At 67.1% G+C, this 15,169-nt stretch carries 17 protein-coding genes and 1 pseudogene; 8 read left to right on the top strand and 10 right to left on the bottom strand.

Annotated elements, in window-relative coordinates:
- Nucleotides 1-639 precede the first annotated feature (639 nt).
- Nucleotides 640-804: a hypothetical protein gene (locus LQ51_RS33060; protein WP_156313255.1), complete on the bottom strand. Its 165-nt coding sequence runs from the start codon at nt 802-804 to the stop codon at nt 640-642.
- Between the two features lie 1,166 nt (nt 805-1,970).
- Between LQ51_RS33060 and LQ51_RS26805 the strand changes: the two genes are divergently transcribed.
- A complete protein-coding gene (locus LQ51_RS26805; RefSeq protein WP_156313254.1) occupies nt 1,971-2,264 on the top strand; it encodes a hypothetical protein in 294 nt (97 codons plus the stop codon).
- On the opposite strand, the gene LQ51_RS26800 is transcribed toward LQ51_RS26805, so the two are convergent.
- Nucleotides 2,261-2,542: a hypothetical protein gene (locus LQ51_RS26800; RefSeq protein ID WP_046570452.1), complete on the bottom strand. Its 282-nt coding sequence runs from the start codon at nt 2,540-2,542 to the stop codon at nt 2,261-2,263. The genes LQ51_RS26805 and LQ51_RS26800 overlap by 4 nt on opposite strands.
- Nucleotides 2,543-2,881: 339 nt before the next feature.
- Between LQ51_RS26800 and LQ51_RS26795 the strand changes: the two genes are divergently transcribed.
- Entirely contained in the window at nt 2,882-3,826 is a 945-nt protein-coding gene (locus tag LQ51_RS26795) for a hypothetical protein (protein ID WP_156313253.1), read from the top strand.
- Nucleotides 3,827-3,990: 164 nt separating this feature from the next.
- Nucleotides 3,991-4,848 carry a hypothetical protein gene (locus tag LQ51_RS33055; RefSeq protein ID WP_156313252.1) on the top strand — a complete coding sequence of 286 codons (858 nt, stop codon included), beginning with the start codon at nt 3,991-3,993 and terminating at the stop codon, nt 4,846-4,848.
- A gap of 411 nt (nt 4,849-5,259) precedes the next feature.
- Here the strand turns inward: LQ51_RS33055 and LQ51_RS33045 are convergent, their stop codons facing one another.
- The 3 genes from LQ51_RS33045 to LQ51_RS26780 form a co-directional block, all read right to left on the bottom strand.
- A complete protein-coding gene (locus tag LQ51_RS33045; protein WP_156313250.1) occupies nt 5,260-5,568 on the bottom strand; it encodes a hypothetical protein in 309 nt (102 codons plus the stop codon).
- A 92-nt stretch (nt 5,569-5,660) separates the two neighbouring features.
- Nucleotides 5,661-6,530 (bottom strand): mechanosensitive ion channel family protein, encoded by an 870-nt coding sequence (locus tag LQ51_RS26785; RefSeq protein WP_052745074.1) that lies wholly within the window; start codon nt 6,528-6,530, stop codon nt 5,661-5,663.
- 305 nt (nt 6,531-6,835) lie between these two features.
- Nucleotides 6,836-7,495, bottom strand: coding sequence for a DUF1345 domain-containing protein (locus LQ51_RS26780; protein WP_046570447.1), 660 nt, complete (start codon nt 7,493-7,495; stop codon nt 6,836-6,838).
- Between the two features lie 296 nt (nt 7,496-7,791).
- Between LQ51_RS26780 and LQ51_RS26775 the strand changes: the two genes are divergently transcribed.
- The gene (locus tag LQ51_RS26775) at nt 7,792-8,562 is read left to right on the top strand and encodes a hypothetical protein (RefSeq protein WP_046570445.1); all 771 of its coding nucleotides are present in this window, start codon (nt 7,792-7,794) and stop codon (nt 8,560-8,562) included.
- A gap of 242 nt (nt 8,563-8,804) precedes the next feature.
- Here LQ51_RS26775 and LQ51_RS26770 read toward each other — a convergent pair.
- A pseudogene (locus LQ51_RS26770) lies at nt 8,805-9,092 on the bottom strand (site-specific DNA-methyltransferase); the annotation flags it as partial.
- 1,178 nt (nt 9,093-10,270) lie between these two features.
- Between LQ51_RS26770 and LQ51_RS26760 the strand changes: the two are divergent.
- Together LQ51_RS26760 and LQ51_RS33040 are read left to right on the top strand one after the other, a co-directional pair.
- A complete protein-coding gene (locus LQ51_RS26760) occupies nt 10,271-10,690 on the top strand; it encodes a hypothetical protein (protein ID WP_156313249.1) in 420 nt (139 codons plus the stop codon).
- Nucleotides 10,691-10,701: 11 nt separating this feature from the next.
- On the top strand, nt 10,702-10,950 hold the full coding sequence (locus tag LQ51_RS33040; protein WP_156313248.1) for a hypothetical protein: 249 nt from the start codon (nt 10,702-10,704) through the stop codon (nt 10,948-10,950).
- Nucleotides 10,951-11,233: 283 nt separating this feature from the next.
- Here the strand turns inward: LQ51_RS33040 and LQ51_RS26755 are convergent, their stop codons facing one another.
- A complete protein-coding gene (locus tag LQ51_RS26755) occupies nt 11,234-11,566 on the bottom strand; it encodes a hypothetical protein (RefSeq protein ID WP_046570436.1) in 333 nt (110 codons plus the stop codon).
- Between the two features lie 249 nt (nt 11,567-11,815).
- Here LQ51_RS26755 and LQ51_RS26750 point away from each other — a divergent pair, with 249 nt between their 5' ends.
- Complete coding sequence (locus LQ51_RS26750) at nt 11,816-12,130, top strand: CbrC family protein (protein WP_052745073.1); 315 nt, start codon at nt 11,816-11,818, stop codon at nt 12,128-12,130.
- A 179-nt stretch (nt 12,131-12,309) separates the two neighbouring features.
- Nucleotides 12,310-12,834: a hypothetical protein gene (locus tag LQ51_RS26745; RefSeq protein ID WP_156313247.1), complete on the top strand. Its 525-nt coding sequence runs from the start codon at nt 12,310-12,312 to the stop codon at nt 12,832-12,834.
- A gap of 59 nt (nt 12,835-12,893) precedes the next feature.
- Here LQ51_RS26745 and LQ51_RS26740 read toward each other — a convergent pair whose 3' ends face one another.
- From LQ51_RS26740 to LQ51_RS26730, 3 genes are all read right to left on the bottom strand, one after another.
- Nucleotides 12,894-13,409 carry an HAD domain-containing protein gene (locus LQ51_RS26740; RefSeq protein WP_046570430.1) on the bottom strand — a complete coding sequence of 172 codons (516 nt, stop codon included), beginning with the start codon at nt 13,407-13,409 and terminating at the stop codon, nt 12,894-12,896.
- Nucleotides 13,410-13,596: 187 nt separating this feature from the next.
- Nucleotides 13,597-14,388 carry a hypothetical protein gene (locus LQ51_RS34135; RefSeq protein ID WP_231605895.1) on the bottom strand — a complete coding sequence of 264 codons (792 nt, stop codon included), beginning with the start codon at nt 14,386-14,388 and terminating at the stop codon, nt 13,597-13,599.
- A 294-nt stretch (nt 14,389-14,682) separates the two neighbouring features.
- Nucleotides 14,683-15,030, bottom strand: a complete 348-nt coding sequence (locus tag LQ51_RS26730; protein WP_156313246.1) for a hypothetical protein — start codon at nt 15,028-15,030, stop codon at nt 14,683-14,685.
- Nucleotides 15,031-15,169: the final 139 nt, after the last annotated feature.

Raw genomic sequence — 15,169 nt, 5'->3', positions numbered from 1 at the left:
AGCCAGGCGGGGAGCGGCGAACCCTGACTACTTCGGTCTTCTCTGGGAGGTCACGTCGCACCGCTCGCCCACATCGCCGCAGGTCAAAGCCCTCGGCTCGGTCCAGTACCGGTGAGCACTTCGGGAGCGGTGACCACTTCGCCAACCTGCACCCAATCTGCTCCCACCTGCAAGGCCAAGCCATCCAGCAGCTCCTTACCGCCGCGGCCTGCGCATACCCCCCTGCCAGGGGACATAGAGTGCTGTCGACTGCTCCGCAAAACGGCTGAGCACTCCGTGTGAAGCAGGACGCTGCACCGACTCTGACCTGGGAAAACGAGAAGTTGCAGGTCGTAGTGGGTGCAGTTGCAGGCCGCTCGGTGCCGTTGGGGGCCGTTCAACGCCGTTCAGTGCAACTGGTTGCTCCCAATCTGCTCCCCCAATCTCCACCGCGAGATTGGCGGTAGCTGGTTGAGTGATGCAGCCTCCTGTCGGGCAGGCCGACGCCGGTGTGTGCGTCGCGGTATCCGACGCAAGGCCCACCGCTGCGACTCAGACGCCGGCCGGGGGTCAGCGTGTTCCGACGCTCCCAACCCGCTCCCCCGGGCTGACACCAACCGGCTCGGTGGCTCCCACGTATGGTTCCCAAGCCGTTCAACGTCAGGAGTCGCTGGCCTTGTAGTGGTATGTCCGCCCACCGACTCCCTGGGTGAAGCCTTCTGGCCAGAAGTCGAGCGACAACGCGGTGTCGCAGATGATGGCCATGGCAATGCCGGTCGGCTCCATAGGTACTGCCGCGCCCCCAAGCGACAACTCGTCGGGCACCCATAGATCAATGTCATGGCCCGAGCCTGCGCGCTGACGTAGCTCGTCGCACAGCGCCTCAACCGGCTGCGGCACACTCAGCCGCAGATGACAACACGTGCGGTGGCAGAAGCCAAGGGACGGCCCGAGGCCTGCGTGGTGAGTAAAGGTCGCGCTGACTGGTCGACTGTCGTGGATTGGCGGATGCGGTGAGCTGGGTTGTCAACGTGATGCTGTCCGTGGGTCCGCAGGACCACTTCAACGCTGAGGCGTTCAGCGAATGGCTCGACAACGAGTGCCCCGTCGCGAGCCAGGCATGAGACCGGGCGGCTGCGGCCACCTGACCCTGATCACCGCCGCGGACAACCAGTGGGGCGGACATAAGGACCCGAATGTGAGGTGTTCGCCGGGACGCTCAACCACGCCGACCTCACCGCTGTAGTGAAGCACCTCGGCTCTCTGGCCTGGCACAACCCCAATGCAGTGCAACTCTTCGTGATGGACCAAGTCCTTCTTCCGCGTCTGGATGATTCGCAACGGCACTGCGCGCCAGCACGCCCCTTCGTCGCCAAACGAGGACGACGACGAGTTCTGGCCCACCGCCAGGCCGTAGCCGCAGTTCGGAAGGACGAAGATCATCGCCGGCGAGGACCTGGTGGGCGGGTTCAAGGCAAGCGACGTGTGACTGTTCGTGCCCCCCGGTGACCGTGCCGGGCACCGGCTACTGGCACGTGGATGGCACGGCGGTCTACGAACAGCCATGGGCGGCGCCCCCTGGCATACTGCCGGCCGTGAAACCGACTCCTCGCCGTTGGCTCGCAGTAGGGCTTTTGGTTGTCGCCTCAGTGGCAGTTGCCGTGACGGTCATCGCGAACGCAGACGGGGCCGGAGGGGCGGCCTGGTGCGAGGGAGAAGGAGGGCTGGGGCTGTGCGTGAGCCCCAAGCGAGGAGGGCACATCTACCTGCGGCCACTGGCCCACCCGCTCTTGGGTACCGCGCTCGCCGCCGGCCTCGTTGCGGCAGCCGCTCAACTCGCTGTTAGGCACCGCCCTTTACGTGTCGCCTCACAGACAGTCGTTGCGGTCGTAGCTGTCGCAGCCCTCCTCTTCGGTCTGCTCGATTCCCTTAGTCCGCGGTTCGGGGCGTCCAGGGATTCGGTAGTGGCAACATCTCCCAACTTCAGGCTCGTGTCGTACCGATCGCCGGGTTTCTTCAGTTCGGGAAGCGTGGTGCTGAGGCTGCAAAGCCGGGAGGGCATCGCCAGCCGCGAGGGTATCGAGGACCTGGCCTGCTTCATCGAGGAGAGCTCTGGCGCCGGTCCGGACTGGTTGTTCGGCCGGGCCAGCTTCGTGGACAACGACGAGGTTGCGGTGTCCGCCAAGGACGGGAGCAGCTGGCGAATTCGCTTCGACACGAAGACCCTCTCAGCGGTGAACCCTGTCGACAAATGCACCGATGCACCAGATCCTGCAGCTGACTAAGGGCCGCCCTGGTTCTGGCAGTAGCACCAGGGGCGAGTAGTAGCGGATCTCCTCGTCGGGCAGTCGTAGACGGTCCAGCCTCCCGTCTGCGGCAGCTCCATGTACTCGCCGCCATCGATCAAAGAGATGCGCTCGTGGAACACCGGCTCGACCACCTCGGCATGATCGCCCGGCCCGGCGAAGAGATCAGCGATGAACTTCGCCGCGCGAGCGGCCGCCTCGGACGTCGGCTGCCATTCCGGATCCGTGGGGATCACCCGGATATAGAGGTCGCTCATCCCACCCTCTGCGTCGCAAGTCCAGCGGCAAGGTGACCAAACCGCGGCAAGATGCGATGGAGGGCCGCCCCCCACCGCCGAGATCGTATGGGAGTTCTCGGCGCGCTGATGCGTTGGGCGATCGGGTGGTGCTGCCCAGGTCGATGCACTCACATCGGCACGACCGGACGCGAGCCAGCCCGGAGAACGATCACCGAACGTAACGAGCGCTTCGCGGCATGTCCGGACGTTCTTAGGCGCGTTGCCCGACGGCGGGAGACGGGGATCCGGCCCAGCGCGGCACAGCTGCCTCGTCGGCTGCCGACGGTGCCCTTGCACCGTCATTGTCAAATGGGTGGCGTGGCTGACGACATCGAACAACGGCTGACCTCGGCCGCCGAGGCGCTCCGTGAGTACGAGGTGACCACCCGGCGCAGTGCAGATCTGCACCGCCGAACAGACGAGCTGACCACGCAGCTCGCCGCGCTGCGCGCACGGCACGCCCGCGAGCAGGAGGACGTCGAGCGGTTGGAGGGCCTCTCCCTGACCCGGGTGCTGGCCTCGTTACGCGGCGCCCGTGATGACGCGCTGGCGCGTGAACGTGCGGAGGCCGACGCCGCACGCTACCGGGTAGCCGAGGCGGAGAGCCGGCTTGAGGCGCTACGACAGGAGCACCGCGCAGCACAGGCACGGCTGGGCCAGCTCGCCGCAGCGCCGAGCAACTATGCCGCAGTACTCGATGACAAGGAGCGACACCTGGACGAGTCCGGCGACCCGCGCCGGGCGCGGCTGCTGGAGTTGGCCGACGAGCGGGGACGGCTCACCGGTGAGATGCACGAGGTGACCGAGGCCACGCAGGCCGCACGCGCCGCGTGGCACGCCCTGACTCAGGTACGGGACAAGCTCGGCAGCGCATCCGGCTGGTCGACCTACGACACGTTCTTCGGCGGCGGCGCGATCAGCAGCACGATCAAACACTTCCGGCTGGACGAGGCGGCACAGGCCGCAGCCCACGCCGACCGTTGCCTCGCCGTGCTGCGAACCGAACTCGCCGACGTCCCTGGGATGGCGCTGACCGCCCCGCAGTTGGCAGTCGGCGGCCTGACCCGGTTCGTCGACGTCTGGTTCGACAACATCTTCACCGACCTCGCGGTACGAGACCGGATCAAGCAAGCCCAGCGGAACGTCGCCCAGTCCCTGCAACTGGTGCGCGAAGTGCAAGCCCGGCTGGAGCAACGGGCAGCCCACGTGCACGCTAGGCTCGCCACGATCGACACCGATCGCCGCGATCTCCTCACCCGATAGCAAAGGCACGGCGCACCCAGCGGCATGAGCGGACGTTCCTCGGAAGCCCACTCACTTATCTAGTGGCCGAGTCGCGACATGTATGGAAGCCGGGCGGCAGACTGGGAGGTCGGTTGCTGGGAGGGGGTGTTTGGTCGCGACGGTTGCATGGCAAAGCTTGCCGAGTGGCTGATCTGGACTTCTTCGTCGACGTGGTCGTCAGCGGCGCGTTGCTGGGCGTGGGCTTGGCTGACTCGCCGGACGACGTAGCTCGTGCGCTGGGTAGTGACTTGGCGGAGGGCTGCGACCGCGTCGCGATGCGTCGCGATTACGGCCTGGTTGAGTTCTACTGGGCGCGGCGAGACCGATCCCATCCCTGGCATGCGTCCAGTTTCACCGTGCAGGTGCATCGTTTGGCGTCCATCGACGTCACCGGAGCTCTCGTCCAGCGGTACGGGCCGTTCGGCCGGCAACTGCGGTTCGCGCGGCTGAACGCCGAATTGGAGCGCCTCGGCTATCAACTCGAAAAGATCACTCAAGAGGCTGATGCAGGCTACCGACTGTACTGGCTTGCCGAGTCGCGCATGTCCCTTGCCGTCGCCACCACCCCGCACGGGGAGCTGATCGACGCCGGCGATGTCTGGTCGATCAGCGCACCCCACCTGCCTGAGACCGTGAGCGCCGCGGGGCTCGGCGAGCAACGTCAGGCCATCAAGGATGGGCTGACCCATCTGCTCCGACTCGGCCACAGCCAGCGCAGGGACTGGCTGGACCGCCGCCAGCCGGCACCGAGAGAACGGGTCAACTGGTGGCTGCATCTGCTCCTGGTCATCGACCAGCAGCTTCGCCACCAGCCAAGTCGGCGGCCAGACTGGGTGGCGCTGAAACTCTGGCTGCTGCACCAAGGACAGGCCCTGGGTTGTCTTCACCGGAGCCGAGAGCGCCGAGAAGATGGCGTACTTCGTAACCGACATGCGGCGCGCGGTTGCCGAGTTGCCGGAGCTGCTGCCGACCGCAGACAACGTCGTCCGGGCTTGCCTTGACGCCATCCCAGTCGGCCGGGAGCAGGTGGCAATACTCAACGACCGTCGAGACCTACGCGACCTGGACCACACGCAGATTCGCCTCTCCCGCCAGGCGAAGAATCTGGTCAACGCTGCTCAATGGCACCTGGACGAGGTCCAAGATGAGCGCCTCGCCGACCAGCTGCGCGCATGGATCGCCGTCAAGTTGCCGGGCAGCTTCTCCGCGTCGACCAGGCGATGTCACCGGTGCCGAGGCCGGCCAGACCGGCGGCGGCGCCGGCGGTACGGAGCAGGCGACGGCGGGTCAGCGGCATGACGACCACCGAAGATCGACGCGGTGTCCGCCAGGGTCGCGGACGACCGTCCTTGGGCAGGAGACGCACTGGCGGTTCCGCTCGGCCTGCCCCGCCGACCAGTCGCCGAGACGCTTCAGCGAAGGCTGGCGGAGGACAGTTTCGTGATGGTCCTGCACAGCAGGCCCGTCCCTGCTGTCAGCGGCAGAGCGGCGAAGAGGGTCAGCCAGACCCACACATCCAGCGAGCGGCCAGGATCGTGTCGGATGAAATGGAGGGCGGCAGCACATGCAGCAGTGTCGAGAACGGCTGCGACGGTAACCAGCACAGCCAGCTTGACGCACCTCCCGGACGCGGCGCCGGCCCACCGGTTAGCGACGGCATCGGCAACCAATAGCGGCGGCCAGACCAGTGCACCCACCACCGCAAGTCCGATGAGGATCAACGCTACAAAGGGTAGGCGGATACAGGGAGCGGACAGCAGCAGCGGTGGATTCGTCGTGATACAGCAGTCCCGTCGGCTCCCCGGGAAGCTGACTAACCAGGACGAGCTGAATCAGGACCAGCAACCAACTCACCAGCAGGACGCTGCCCGGCATTTCGGACCGTCCAGCCTCGGGCCTCGGCACAATCAACTCTCCGTTCCTCGTAAGCTCCGCTGCGGCAAAAGCATGCAGCAATGCTCGCGGCATCAGATAACGCATGCACTGGCACCGGGTGAGGCCGGAAGGGGTGTTCGGTGAACCAGGTGGTGGGCAGGATGAGCATCCGGTCGTCCCAGAGCCGGATGACCACGTTCGTCAGCTTCACCTCCTCGACGCGCCCCCACTGCCCGTCGACCACGATGACGTCCCCCACGTGGAGGCCATCGGCGAAGGCGACCTGGATGCCGGCGAAGGCGTTGCCGAGGGCGGTGCGTGCGGACAGGCCGAGCAGCGCGCCGACGACACCCGCGGACGTGAGCACGGACAGCCCGATGGTGCGCAGGGCAGGGAAGGTAGTGAGGATCAGGCCGATCGCCGCGACCGTCACCACGACCGAGGTGAGGCGCCGCACCGGTCGGATCTGGGTACGAGCGCGCCGGACCCGACGGTCAGCCCGCGTCTGGCCGGGCAGCCGACTGAACGCGACCCGCTCGGCGACGTGCAGGGCGCGAAGCACCAGCCACGCCACGCTCGCGATCAACAACACGAACACCACGCGCCGGACGTCAGGGTGCGCGCGGAGTCCCGCGTACAGCGCCGCGAGGAGCAGCACCGCGACGGCGGGGACCCGGGATGCGCGGTACAGCGGCGCGAGCAGCCAGCCGTAGCGACGACCTGCCCGGCGCTGGACCAGAACGCCGGCCAGCATGCCCGCCGCGACGACCACGGCCACCGCGACCGCCAGGACCGTCCTCGTGATCATCAACTGACCTCTCTGCCCGAGGCGACCGTCATCGCACACACATCCGGCCGCCCGCCGCCATGCGGCGCGTCCGGAAGGCCGGCGTCGCGATCCGACTGGTCATCGGTCCTCCCGGGTGCGACCAGCCCTTTGGTCCACCCCGGCTATGACTTCAGTACCGCCTCTGCGCACTCGTCCTACTCGTTCCTGAAGGTGTCGTAGCCGTACGAGACGTCGTGCAGCGCCATCGAGTGGGTGAGGACCAAGCTCGATCTTGCCCTTGCGGATCCGCTCGAGCAGCGGGCGCTGCTAACGCTCGGTGGGTGTCATGACTGACCAAGGTTGGTGACCAGGTTGACGGCGACGGCCAGGATGCCGGTTCCGAAGGCGTACGAGAGCAGCGCGTGCCCGAGCGCGACCCGACGCATGCGGTTACTCGTCGGTTCGTTCTCCCCCGGGCCGAAGGACATGCCAACCGTGAAGGCGATGTACGCGAAGTCGGCGTACGCCGATGGTTCCTCCCGCTTGAAGTCGATGTCACTGCCGTCCTCGCGGTAGTACAGCCGGGCGTACTTGAACGCGAAGACCGTGTTCACCAGCGCCCACGCCAGGACCACCGCGACGACGCTGAGGATCACCAGCGTCGCAGCCACCGCGTCGTGCTGGTGCGAGGCGCGGACGAGCGCCTCGGCCACGACGGCGAGGCTGACAACGGACGCGATGAGGATCGCCGTATCGGTGGAACGTGAGCACCGCTCCGCTTCGGCGAGTTCCTCGGTACGCTCGGGACTCGCCGACCAGCAGGCCCGCCACACCCAGACGAGAATCGTGCCCGCCGCGATCGTCCAGATCACCAGCGGCGTCAGCTCCGGCGCCCCGACCAGCGCGATGGCCGCCCCGGCGACGACACCGACGGCCAGCGACCACAGGGCACGCCCGATGGACAGCAGGCGTCCCAGCGCCGGTCGTCCCGATCGCTTCTTCACCCGTTCAGCGTTCCGACTCGACCGGATCGCGCAGCGGAAACCCCGAGCGATCACCGGATCGGGCTGCGTCGAGGGTGGCGAGTCGCCGGTGATCTACGCACGGGCCTTGGGCGACCATCGAGGGCGGCGGCTCCCCGAGGGCAGTCGGCCCCGGTGGCGAACCCCCCGGAACGGCCACCCGACCAGTCCGGTTTCGACGAGAATGTTCTGGCGAGCTAGTAGGGACGGCTCGAAAGGATCGCAACTATGCCCAGGCAAGGGCCGCACCAATCCGGCATTCACTCCCGCACGCTCCGGTGACACTCACCCGGGAGGGCAGCCTGTGGGCGACGCTGCTGGTGGCACTCGTTCTGGGGGCACTTCACCTGCTCGCACCGCACATCCGCCGACGGCTCCCGGTGTCCACCCACGCAGCGACCTCACTCGGTGGCGGCATCGCCGCGGCGTACGTCTTCCTGTACCTGCTACCGCGCCTCGCCGAGGGCAACCAAGCCGTGGCCCACGTGCTCGAGGAAAAGGTCGACGCCACCCCGGCGCGCGGATTCATCCTGTTCTTCGTGGCGCTGATCGGCTTCCTCACGTTCTACGTGTTGGAACGCGCCACCCATCTCCCAAACGGCCACATGCAGGAGCCCACCCGGATGGTCTTCGCGTTCCAACTCGGCTTCTTCGCCCTCTACAGCGGGTTGATCACGTACACCCTGGCGACCAAACTGCACGCCGGGCTCGGGCCGGCGGTGCTGTTCGCCGTCGCCATGGGGCTACACGTGCTGGCCACCGACGGCGTGCTGGCCGAGCACTTCCCGGTCAGCCTCACCACCCGGTGGCGCCTCCTCCTCGTCGCCGGCGCCGGCGCCGGCTGGCTGACCGCTGTCGTCGCCCAGCCCAGTGGCGTGCTGATGAACCTGCTCACCGCGTTCCTAGGCGGCGGGATCCTGCTCAACGTCTTCGTCGACGAACTGACACCCGAACGTCACTCCAGCCTTACCTGGTTTATCGTTGGCCTAGCCGCCTATTCCGGCCTGCTCGCGCTCGCGACCCTCACCACCGGTCAAGGCGCCGCATGAGGGCGAACACTCACGTCGCCCGCACGCCCGCCCAGCGCCTCGACCCCACCAGCGAGGTATCGCGCACGCCATGCCAGCACCGTCTGCCGGATCTCACGGACCCGACGGCCGAAAGACCCCTGCCACCACCCGCCTGGATTGCGCGTAGCCGGTGCACAGCCACCCGATCCGCAGTCCGGGAATCCGGTCACTCACGCCACCTACCGCGCACCGCTCCGGCCGTTGGAGCCCCAGGTTGGTCGTCAGCCATCGGCGACCTCCATGGTTAATTCGGGCCGGCGGAAGATCAACACGTCCTCGTGGGTGATCAGGCGCAGCGGGGTACCGCCGGTGCGGGCCTTGCGCACGGCTTGGAACTGGAAGAACGACGGCCGGGCGACGAGCCGCCCGTCGCGGACGGCGGCGACGAGCGCGACGCACCGCTCGGTCGAGATGAGGCCCGCCCGGGCACCGGCGGCAAGGACCGCGGAGGGCAGGTCGACGAGTTGGCCGTTCTTGCGCCATGGGTGGGCGCTGACCACCACATCTCCCCGAAGAGGTCACCGCCCAGGAAGCCCTGGTCAGAGAGTTGCCCGTGGGATTCGAGTCTCAACTGCTGGAATCCCGACCGACTCCGCCACGGCGGACCTAAAGCCGCACGTCAATGGAGGACGGCCCCGGTGACTGGCGTCAGCGGGCCCAGGACGACAAGCCGCGGCAGCCAGGCGGGGAGTAGCCAACGCTGACCACTTCGGTCTTCTCTGGGAGGTCACGCCGCACCGCTCCACCGCATCACCGCAGGTTAAAGCCCTCGCCCCTGTCCGATGTCGGTGAGCACTTCGGGCGCGGTGACCACTTCGCCAACCTGCACCCAATCTGCTCCCACTTGCAAGGCCAGGCTATCCGACGGCTCCTTACCGCAGTGACCTGCGCATACTCCCCTACCACGCGACATAGATTGCTGTCGACTGCTGCGCAAACCCGCTGAGCACTCCGTGTGAAGCAGGACGCCGCACCCACTCTGACCTGCGGAAACGAGAACTTGCAGGTCGTGGTGGGTGCAGTTGGATGCCGTTCGGTGCTGTTGGACGCTGTTCCACGCCGTTCAGTGCAACCGGTTGCTCCCAACCTGCTCCCCCAATCTCCACCGCGAGACCGGCGATACCTAATCGACTGACACAGCCTCCTGTCAGGCAGGCCGCCGTCGGTCTGTGCGTCGCGTTATCCGCCGCGAGGCCCACAGCGGCGGCTCAGACGCTGCCCAGGGTCAGCGTGTCCGAAGCTCCCAACCCCCCCGTGCACACGCCAACCCGGCTCGACGAGCCGACCCCAGCCCTCTTCTGGTCATCCACGGCCGCAGCCCGTCCGAGCCTGAGCCGCCGTGAAACTCCGTCCGAGACCGTCAACGCCGTCGCCGGCTTGGTGTCCGACCGCGTCACTGCCATCCGACTCATCGCCTCAGCGGGCTGCATCAGCAGGTTGGCTACCACCTCGTGGCCACCGCGCACGTTCCGGACCTTGCTAGGCTTCCCGTCCGATTCCGAGGAGGGGCGACATGACCACGGTCCACCACACCTCGACGCCACAATCGGTCGGCGGAGCAGCACGGCTAGTGGTGTTGGCGGGGCTCCTGCTGTCCGCCGGGTGCACCTCCCCGGCACCCATGCCACGGGTAGACACCAGCACCCCGCCACCCCGGAAGCTATACGCGCCGGAAACCCTCCTTGGCATGCCGAAGTCGTTGGACAGGCAATTGAGGAACGCGGCCCAATCCCAGTTGGACCAGCTAAAACGCCAGGTCGGCGAACCGACCAGCGCGATCGGCTGGGCCTACGTGGGCGACACGCCGGACGCCGATGCCCTGTTCGTCAGTGGCGCGTCAGGAGCAGTCGCCGACCCAGCAGACGCCGTGGACCGTGCGCTGCGGCCATATCGCATCACCAATGTGCAGACCATTGACGCTGGCGAACTCGGAGGCGAGGCCCGTTGCGGGCGGGGACGCACTGAGGCCGGCAGCTATCTGACCGCATGCGGCTGGGCGGACAAGGAAACGATTGGGGTCGTGGCCTTCGTCTCTTCGCGGCCGCAGGGCGACCGCACCAACGAATTCCTCAGAGTGCGGAACGAACTGGAGCGTACAGCCGCTTAACTTGACCGAAGATGAGCTGGTTGTTCCGCTTGTCGGTTCTGCCACGTCGTCTGAGGGCGTCCCGGACCGTCTCCCGCCATTGGCCGACCGTGTGCGACGTGGTGCCCATGATCGCCGATATTCGATTGCCGGTGATTCGATCTTTCGCCGCGCGCCTGCTAGGCGCCACGCTCCTGCACCGCTTGCAGCGACGACAAGCCGGAGGGAAGCCAGCCCTGACTCCAACGGCCGCGGTGGTTGCGTTCGGCTGGCGCAGCTGATGGAGAAGAACGACCGCTTCTATTCCCCGAACCTCACCGTCGCGTCCCGGGCGGTTCGTTCAAGTGACCCCGCCGTCAGCGCAGCTGGCAAGGAGTTGGTGTTGGCCGCGAAAGGACGCTGGCGACCTGGACGTGGGCAGCCACGGCAAGGCCGATCTGACGCAGGCCGAGGCCGGTATTGCCGACGCTTGACGGCCCGGTTTCGGCGGTCTCGCCTGGCCTCGGCTGGCCCCACCGTCCTGGCCGATGGCGCGCTCGGTCGCGCCTGGGTCCTCGGCCAGCGCTACCAACGGCGGGTCGAGCGCCATTCGTCCGCAGCCTTCCGCCCGGCCTTCGCCGCCCGCCGGTCCGCCCTATCCAGCTCACGCCTCTGGAAACCCGTGTACAGCTTGTAGCCGGCATACACAGGCAGGAGTAGGGCGCCGTAGAAGAAGCTGTAGCTGCCTCCCTGAAACTGAAATGCCAGGTAGAACGCGTACGCCGCGGATGCCAGAGCGCCGAAGCCGCTGAGAATCCGGTACTCGAGCGAGGTCGCCCCGAACCCAGTGATTGCTACGAGCAGAAGAACTATGGCGCTCACGCCGAGCGCGACGATGTAGAGCAACAGCACCGACACAGCGGCCTTCCCTATGACAATCCCTTGGCAAGTCGGACGGGAGCCTAGCCGTCGCCGCGCCCAGTTGGTAGGTGCCAAGGCCAAACTAGTGGATCTCCTCGTCGGGTAGTCGCCAGACCATCCAGGCTCCCCGGACGGGGCAAAGGTGGAGCGCCCTACACACGGTGTCGTCCATCAGCGCCCGCCCGGCGACCCACGCTCACGCGCCGCGGTGATCGGCTGCAGACGGCTGGCCAGACAGCCGTCGACGTGCCGGACGACGTGCCGTTGCAGATCGTGGAGGAGGTCACCCAGCGGACGCCGGGCTTCTACGGATGGCAGCAACCATCGTGGCTGTACCACTGCGGTGACGGAGCCGCGTTCCTCGGACCAGCCGGCTACCACGACCTGCAGAGCCACCCCGACGCCCTCGAAATGGTTCGGGGCAGCTATCACCAGCTCGGCTGGTCGGGGCACGATACCGAGGCGTTCCTGCGTCAACTGGACCGCGCCAACGGGCCGACGGCGTACCTGTTCCAGTGCCTGCACTGCGGCGCTCACCTCGCGTCCTGGGACATCGACTGACATACCTCGAGCCATGCCAGTCCCACGGGCTCGGGAGCACGGCGACGGCCGAGGTGCTGTCACCGCATGCCCCGACCGGCGGCATACGAGGCCGTCGCGACAATGAATGGCACGGGGACTGATGCCCTCGCCTACCCTGCTCGCGTGAAGGCACACGGAAAGGTGCGTCAGGTGGGGTTGTGGTGTCGGTGAACCGCGATGGGGCCAGTGAAGCATCGCCGGCCGGCGACCGTCTGGACGCGCATCTCCAGGCCCTCGCCCAGTGTCTCGATGCACCGCCCCCCGCGGACGATAGCGACGAACATCAACGGTGGTCGCTCTATCAGAGAGCGATTTGCGACGTGGCTTGCCATCCCAGGTTGCTCGCCGCACTCTTCCTCGACCCGGACGATGTGCTGGTCGCCGCCGTGGTGACCCAGATGATGGAGTGGGTCGAGGTGCCCCAGCGCGAGCAGTGGATCGGATTGGCACGCAACGAAAGCGACCGGCAGTATGCCTGCCGGCGCGCGCGAGAAGTTGACATCCTGCGGGTCCAGGGCGTCGTTCCGGAACTCAGCCGCGAGACGCTGTCCACCTGGACTGACTGGCTTCAGATCAGGCTTGCAGAGACGTCCACGGCGCCGCGCACCCTCGATCACCTGGCGAGGTTCGGCAGAACGAAAAGGATCCGACGGACCGCTGCGAAACGGCTGGCCACTGTTTGACTCCCGACACACTCATCTCGGCAGCCCAAAGGGCGATTCGCCGCGCGGAACATATTTGATCAAGCGGCGCCGTGACCCTGCCCGAGCCAACGACGAACCGCCGAGAAATCCGCTTCGGTCAGGCCCACGTATGGCTCAACACGGTGCAGCAACGCTCGCCCCGGGTGGTGTGCTGCGACCCATCGCCGGTCAGCATCAGTTGTCTCGTCGTCAAGCCAGACGAGTGGGCGTCCCGCTGCCCACTGGGTAAGGCAGACGGTCTTCCAGTGCAGACCGCGCTCGGGATCCTCGTCGCCGTCCGGCCACTCGACGACGGGCAGGTCTGGAAGGCCGAGCCGTGGTGAGATGACCTCGTTCGCCTCCGCCATCCAGGTCGTCGCCCAGACCAACTGGCATCCCAGCGCCAAGAGCCGACGCCCGTCGTCTGGGTCAAGCCGATTGAGCAGAGGGTTGCCAGTACCGTTCAGCGGCTGCACAACGGCGCTGTCCACGAAACGCTCGCGGCTAACCGGCCGGGCTTTGAACGGGATCAGCGGCCCATCCACATCGAGGAAAATCAAGGGGCGGTTGTCCATGCCGGGCACGCTCGAACCGTATCGTGACCCACCTCGGCCGAGTTACGCGCATACACTTCGTCTCGGCAGGTCCGGACGCTGGACCGAGCCACGTCGGCGACGGCACGTGGCAGCGCTCGAACGGCGCGCCGTATCAGCGGCAGACCGCCACGCGCAGCCGGCCCCACGAGAGGTGAAGAAGTAGCCGCTACCGGAAGCCGCCGCGCACGAACGGTTGCACAGCCCAGTGGCGAGCGGCGGCCGCCGGCGCCGAGCCGACGGCGAGGACCCACTCGTCGCGCAGCGCGCCGATAACGAGGTCGCCGTTCTCGAACCGCAGCACGAGACCAGCGCAGACCGCGTCGCCGTCGTGGCCGAGGATGACGGCGCCGTCGGTGAGCCGGGACCCGATGAACCTGGACAGCACGTCCGGCTCCTGTGCCGGGCCGACCCTGGTCTCCCCGTACTCGCCCATGTCGTAGAAGCCGCCGGGGTGATCCTTGGCGAGTATGAGTTGGTCACCGCAGCCGTGCAGACCGACCGGCACGGCGTGTTCGAAGAACAGCCAAGCGTGCAGCAAGCTCTCGGCGTCCGACTCGCGCCGTCCCTCATGCCAGTGCCGGGCCTCCGTCACGGCGTCGAGCCGTCGGCCGCACATGCTCGTCAGCCACGACGCGACCATCTCGGGATCGCTGAAGCCCACGTACGGCACCGCGTTCTCGACGCGCAGCGCCTCCCACACGGCATGCGCGGTGGCCTCATAGACGTCACCCACGCTCGTGTCGATCTCATTGACGACCACGTCGGTCACGGTCACCTTCACCGCCGCGGGAAGGTGACGCAGAGCCCACCAAGCGCCCAGGTCAGCCTCACGCCGGTGTTCGTCGGCAGCGGTGACGGTCACCTCGACCTCGCGCCGGCTCGACGCCGCTACCTCGACGCTGACCTGAGCGAACCGCGACGAGCGATTCGTCTGTCTCAACAGACGGAAGGTGGTCATGCCGCTGATCGTTTCAGCCGGGTCCCGCCCTCAGCAGGCCGGGGCGCGAGCAGACCGGCAGACACCTCCTTCGTCCGGAGCGGCGACCTGCCCGGATGCGTCTTTGCCCGAGGCGACGGCGCGGTCGCTGGCCCACGGATGGCCCCCGCTGGCCCTCGAATTGCGGGCAGGTCGCAGGTGGCCGGTCGAAGGGCTGCGCACCTGGTCAGGCGTCCATTGTTCGGAGGCGGCCAGAGCCATGGGCGGGGTCCCCGTTTCAGCGACAGCACTACGCCCGCTCCGCCGCCTCTGCTGCTACCTGCACTTGTCTGCTACCGGCCATCCGTAGCGATGCAGCTCGTCCACCACCTTGCGTATATCGATAGCCCAAAAGATCACCGCTTCGTCGTGATCTTTTGCCACGAACTTGACGCCGCTCGCCAGAACGGGGACGTGGCCGAAGCGGGCGATTGACTCGAGGTTCGTCCGCGTCACCCGGAACTGTCCGAACATGGAGGAGACGCCGATCTCCTTCGCTCCTACGCGAAGCCGCGCGAACGGCCAGGTCGCACGCCGGTGGCTCTTGAAACCAGATCCCCACGTTCCAACCTGCCGATCGACGTAGGCCACACCACCGCGAGCGCTGAAGTCCCTGTCAATCACGGAACGATCATCGCTGACGCGAACAAGCAATGGCCGCCGTGGGCTCCGGGCTGGTTCCAGCAACTCGCAGCTCGGGACTCGGACAAGACCGCTTCGACGTGTCGGGATCGCATCCGTCGGTCGAGGCATCCTCAATCGC

It is taken from the genome of Micromonospora sp. HK10, from assembly GCF_000982955.1.
In the GTDB taxonomy this organism is placed as follows: domain Bacteria; phylum Actinomycetota; class Actinomycetes; order Mycobacteriales; family Micromonosporaceae; genus Micromonospora.
This window is presented reverse-complemented; position numbering and strand designations above follow the sequence as displayed.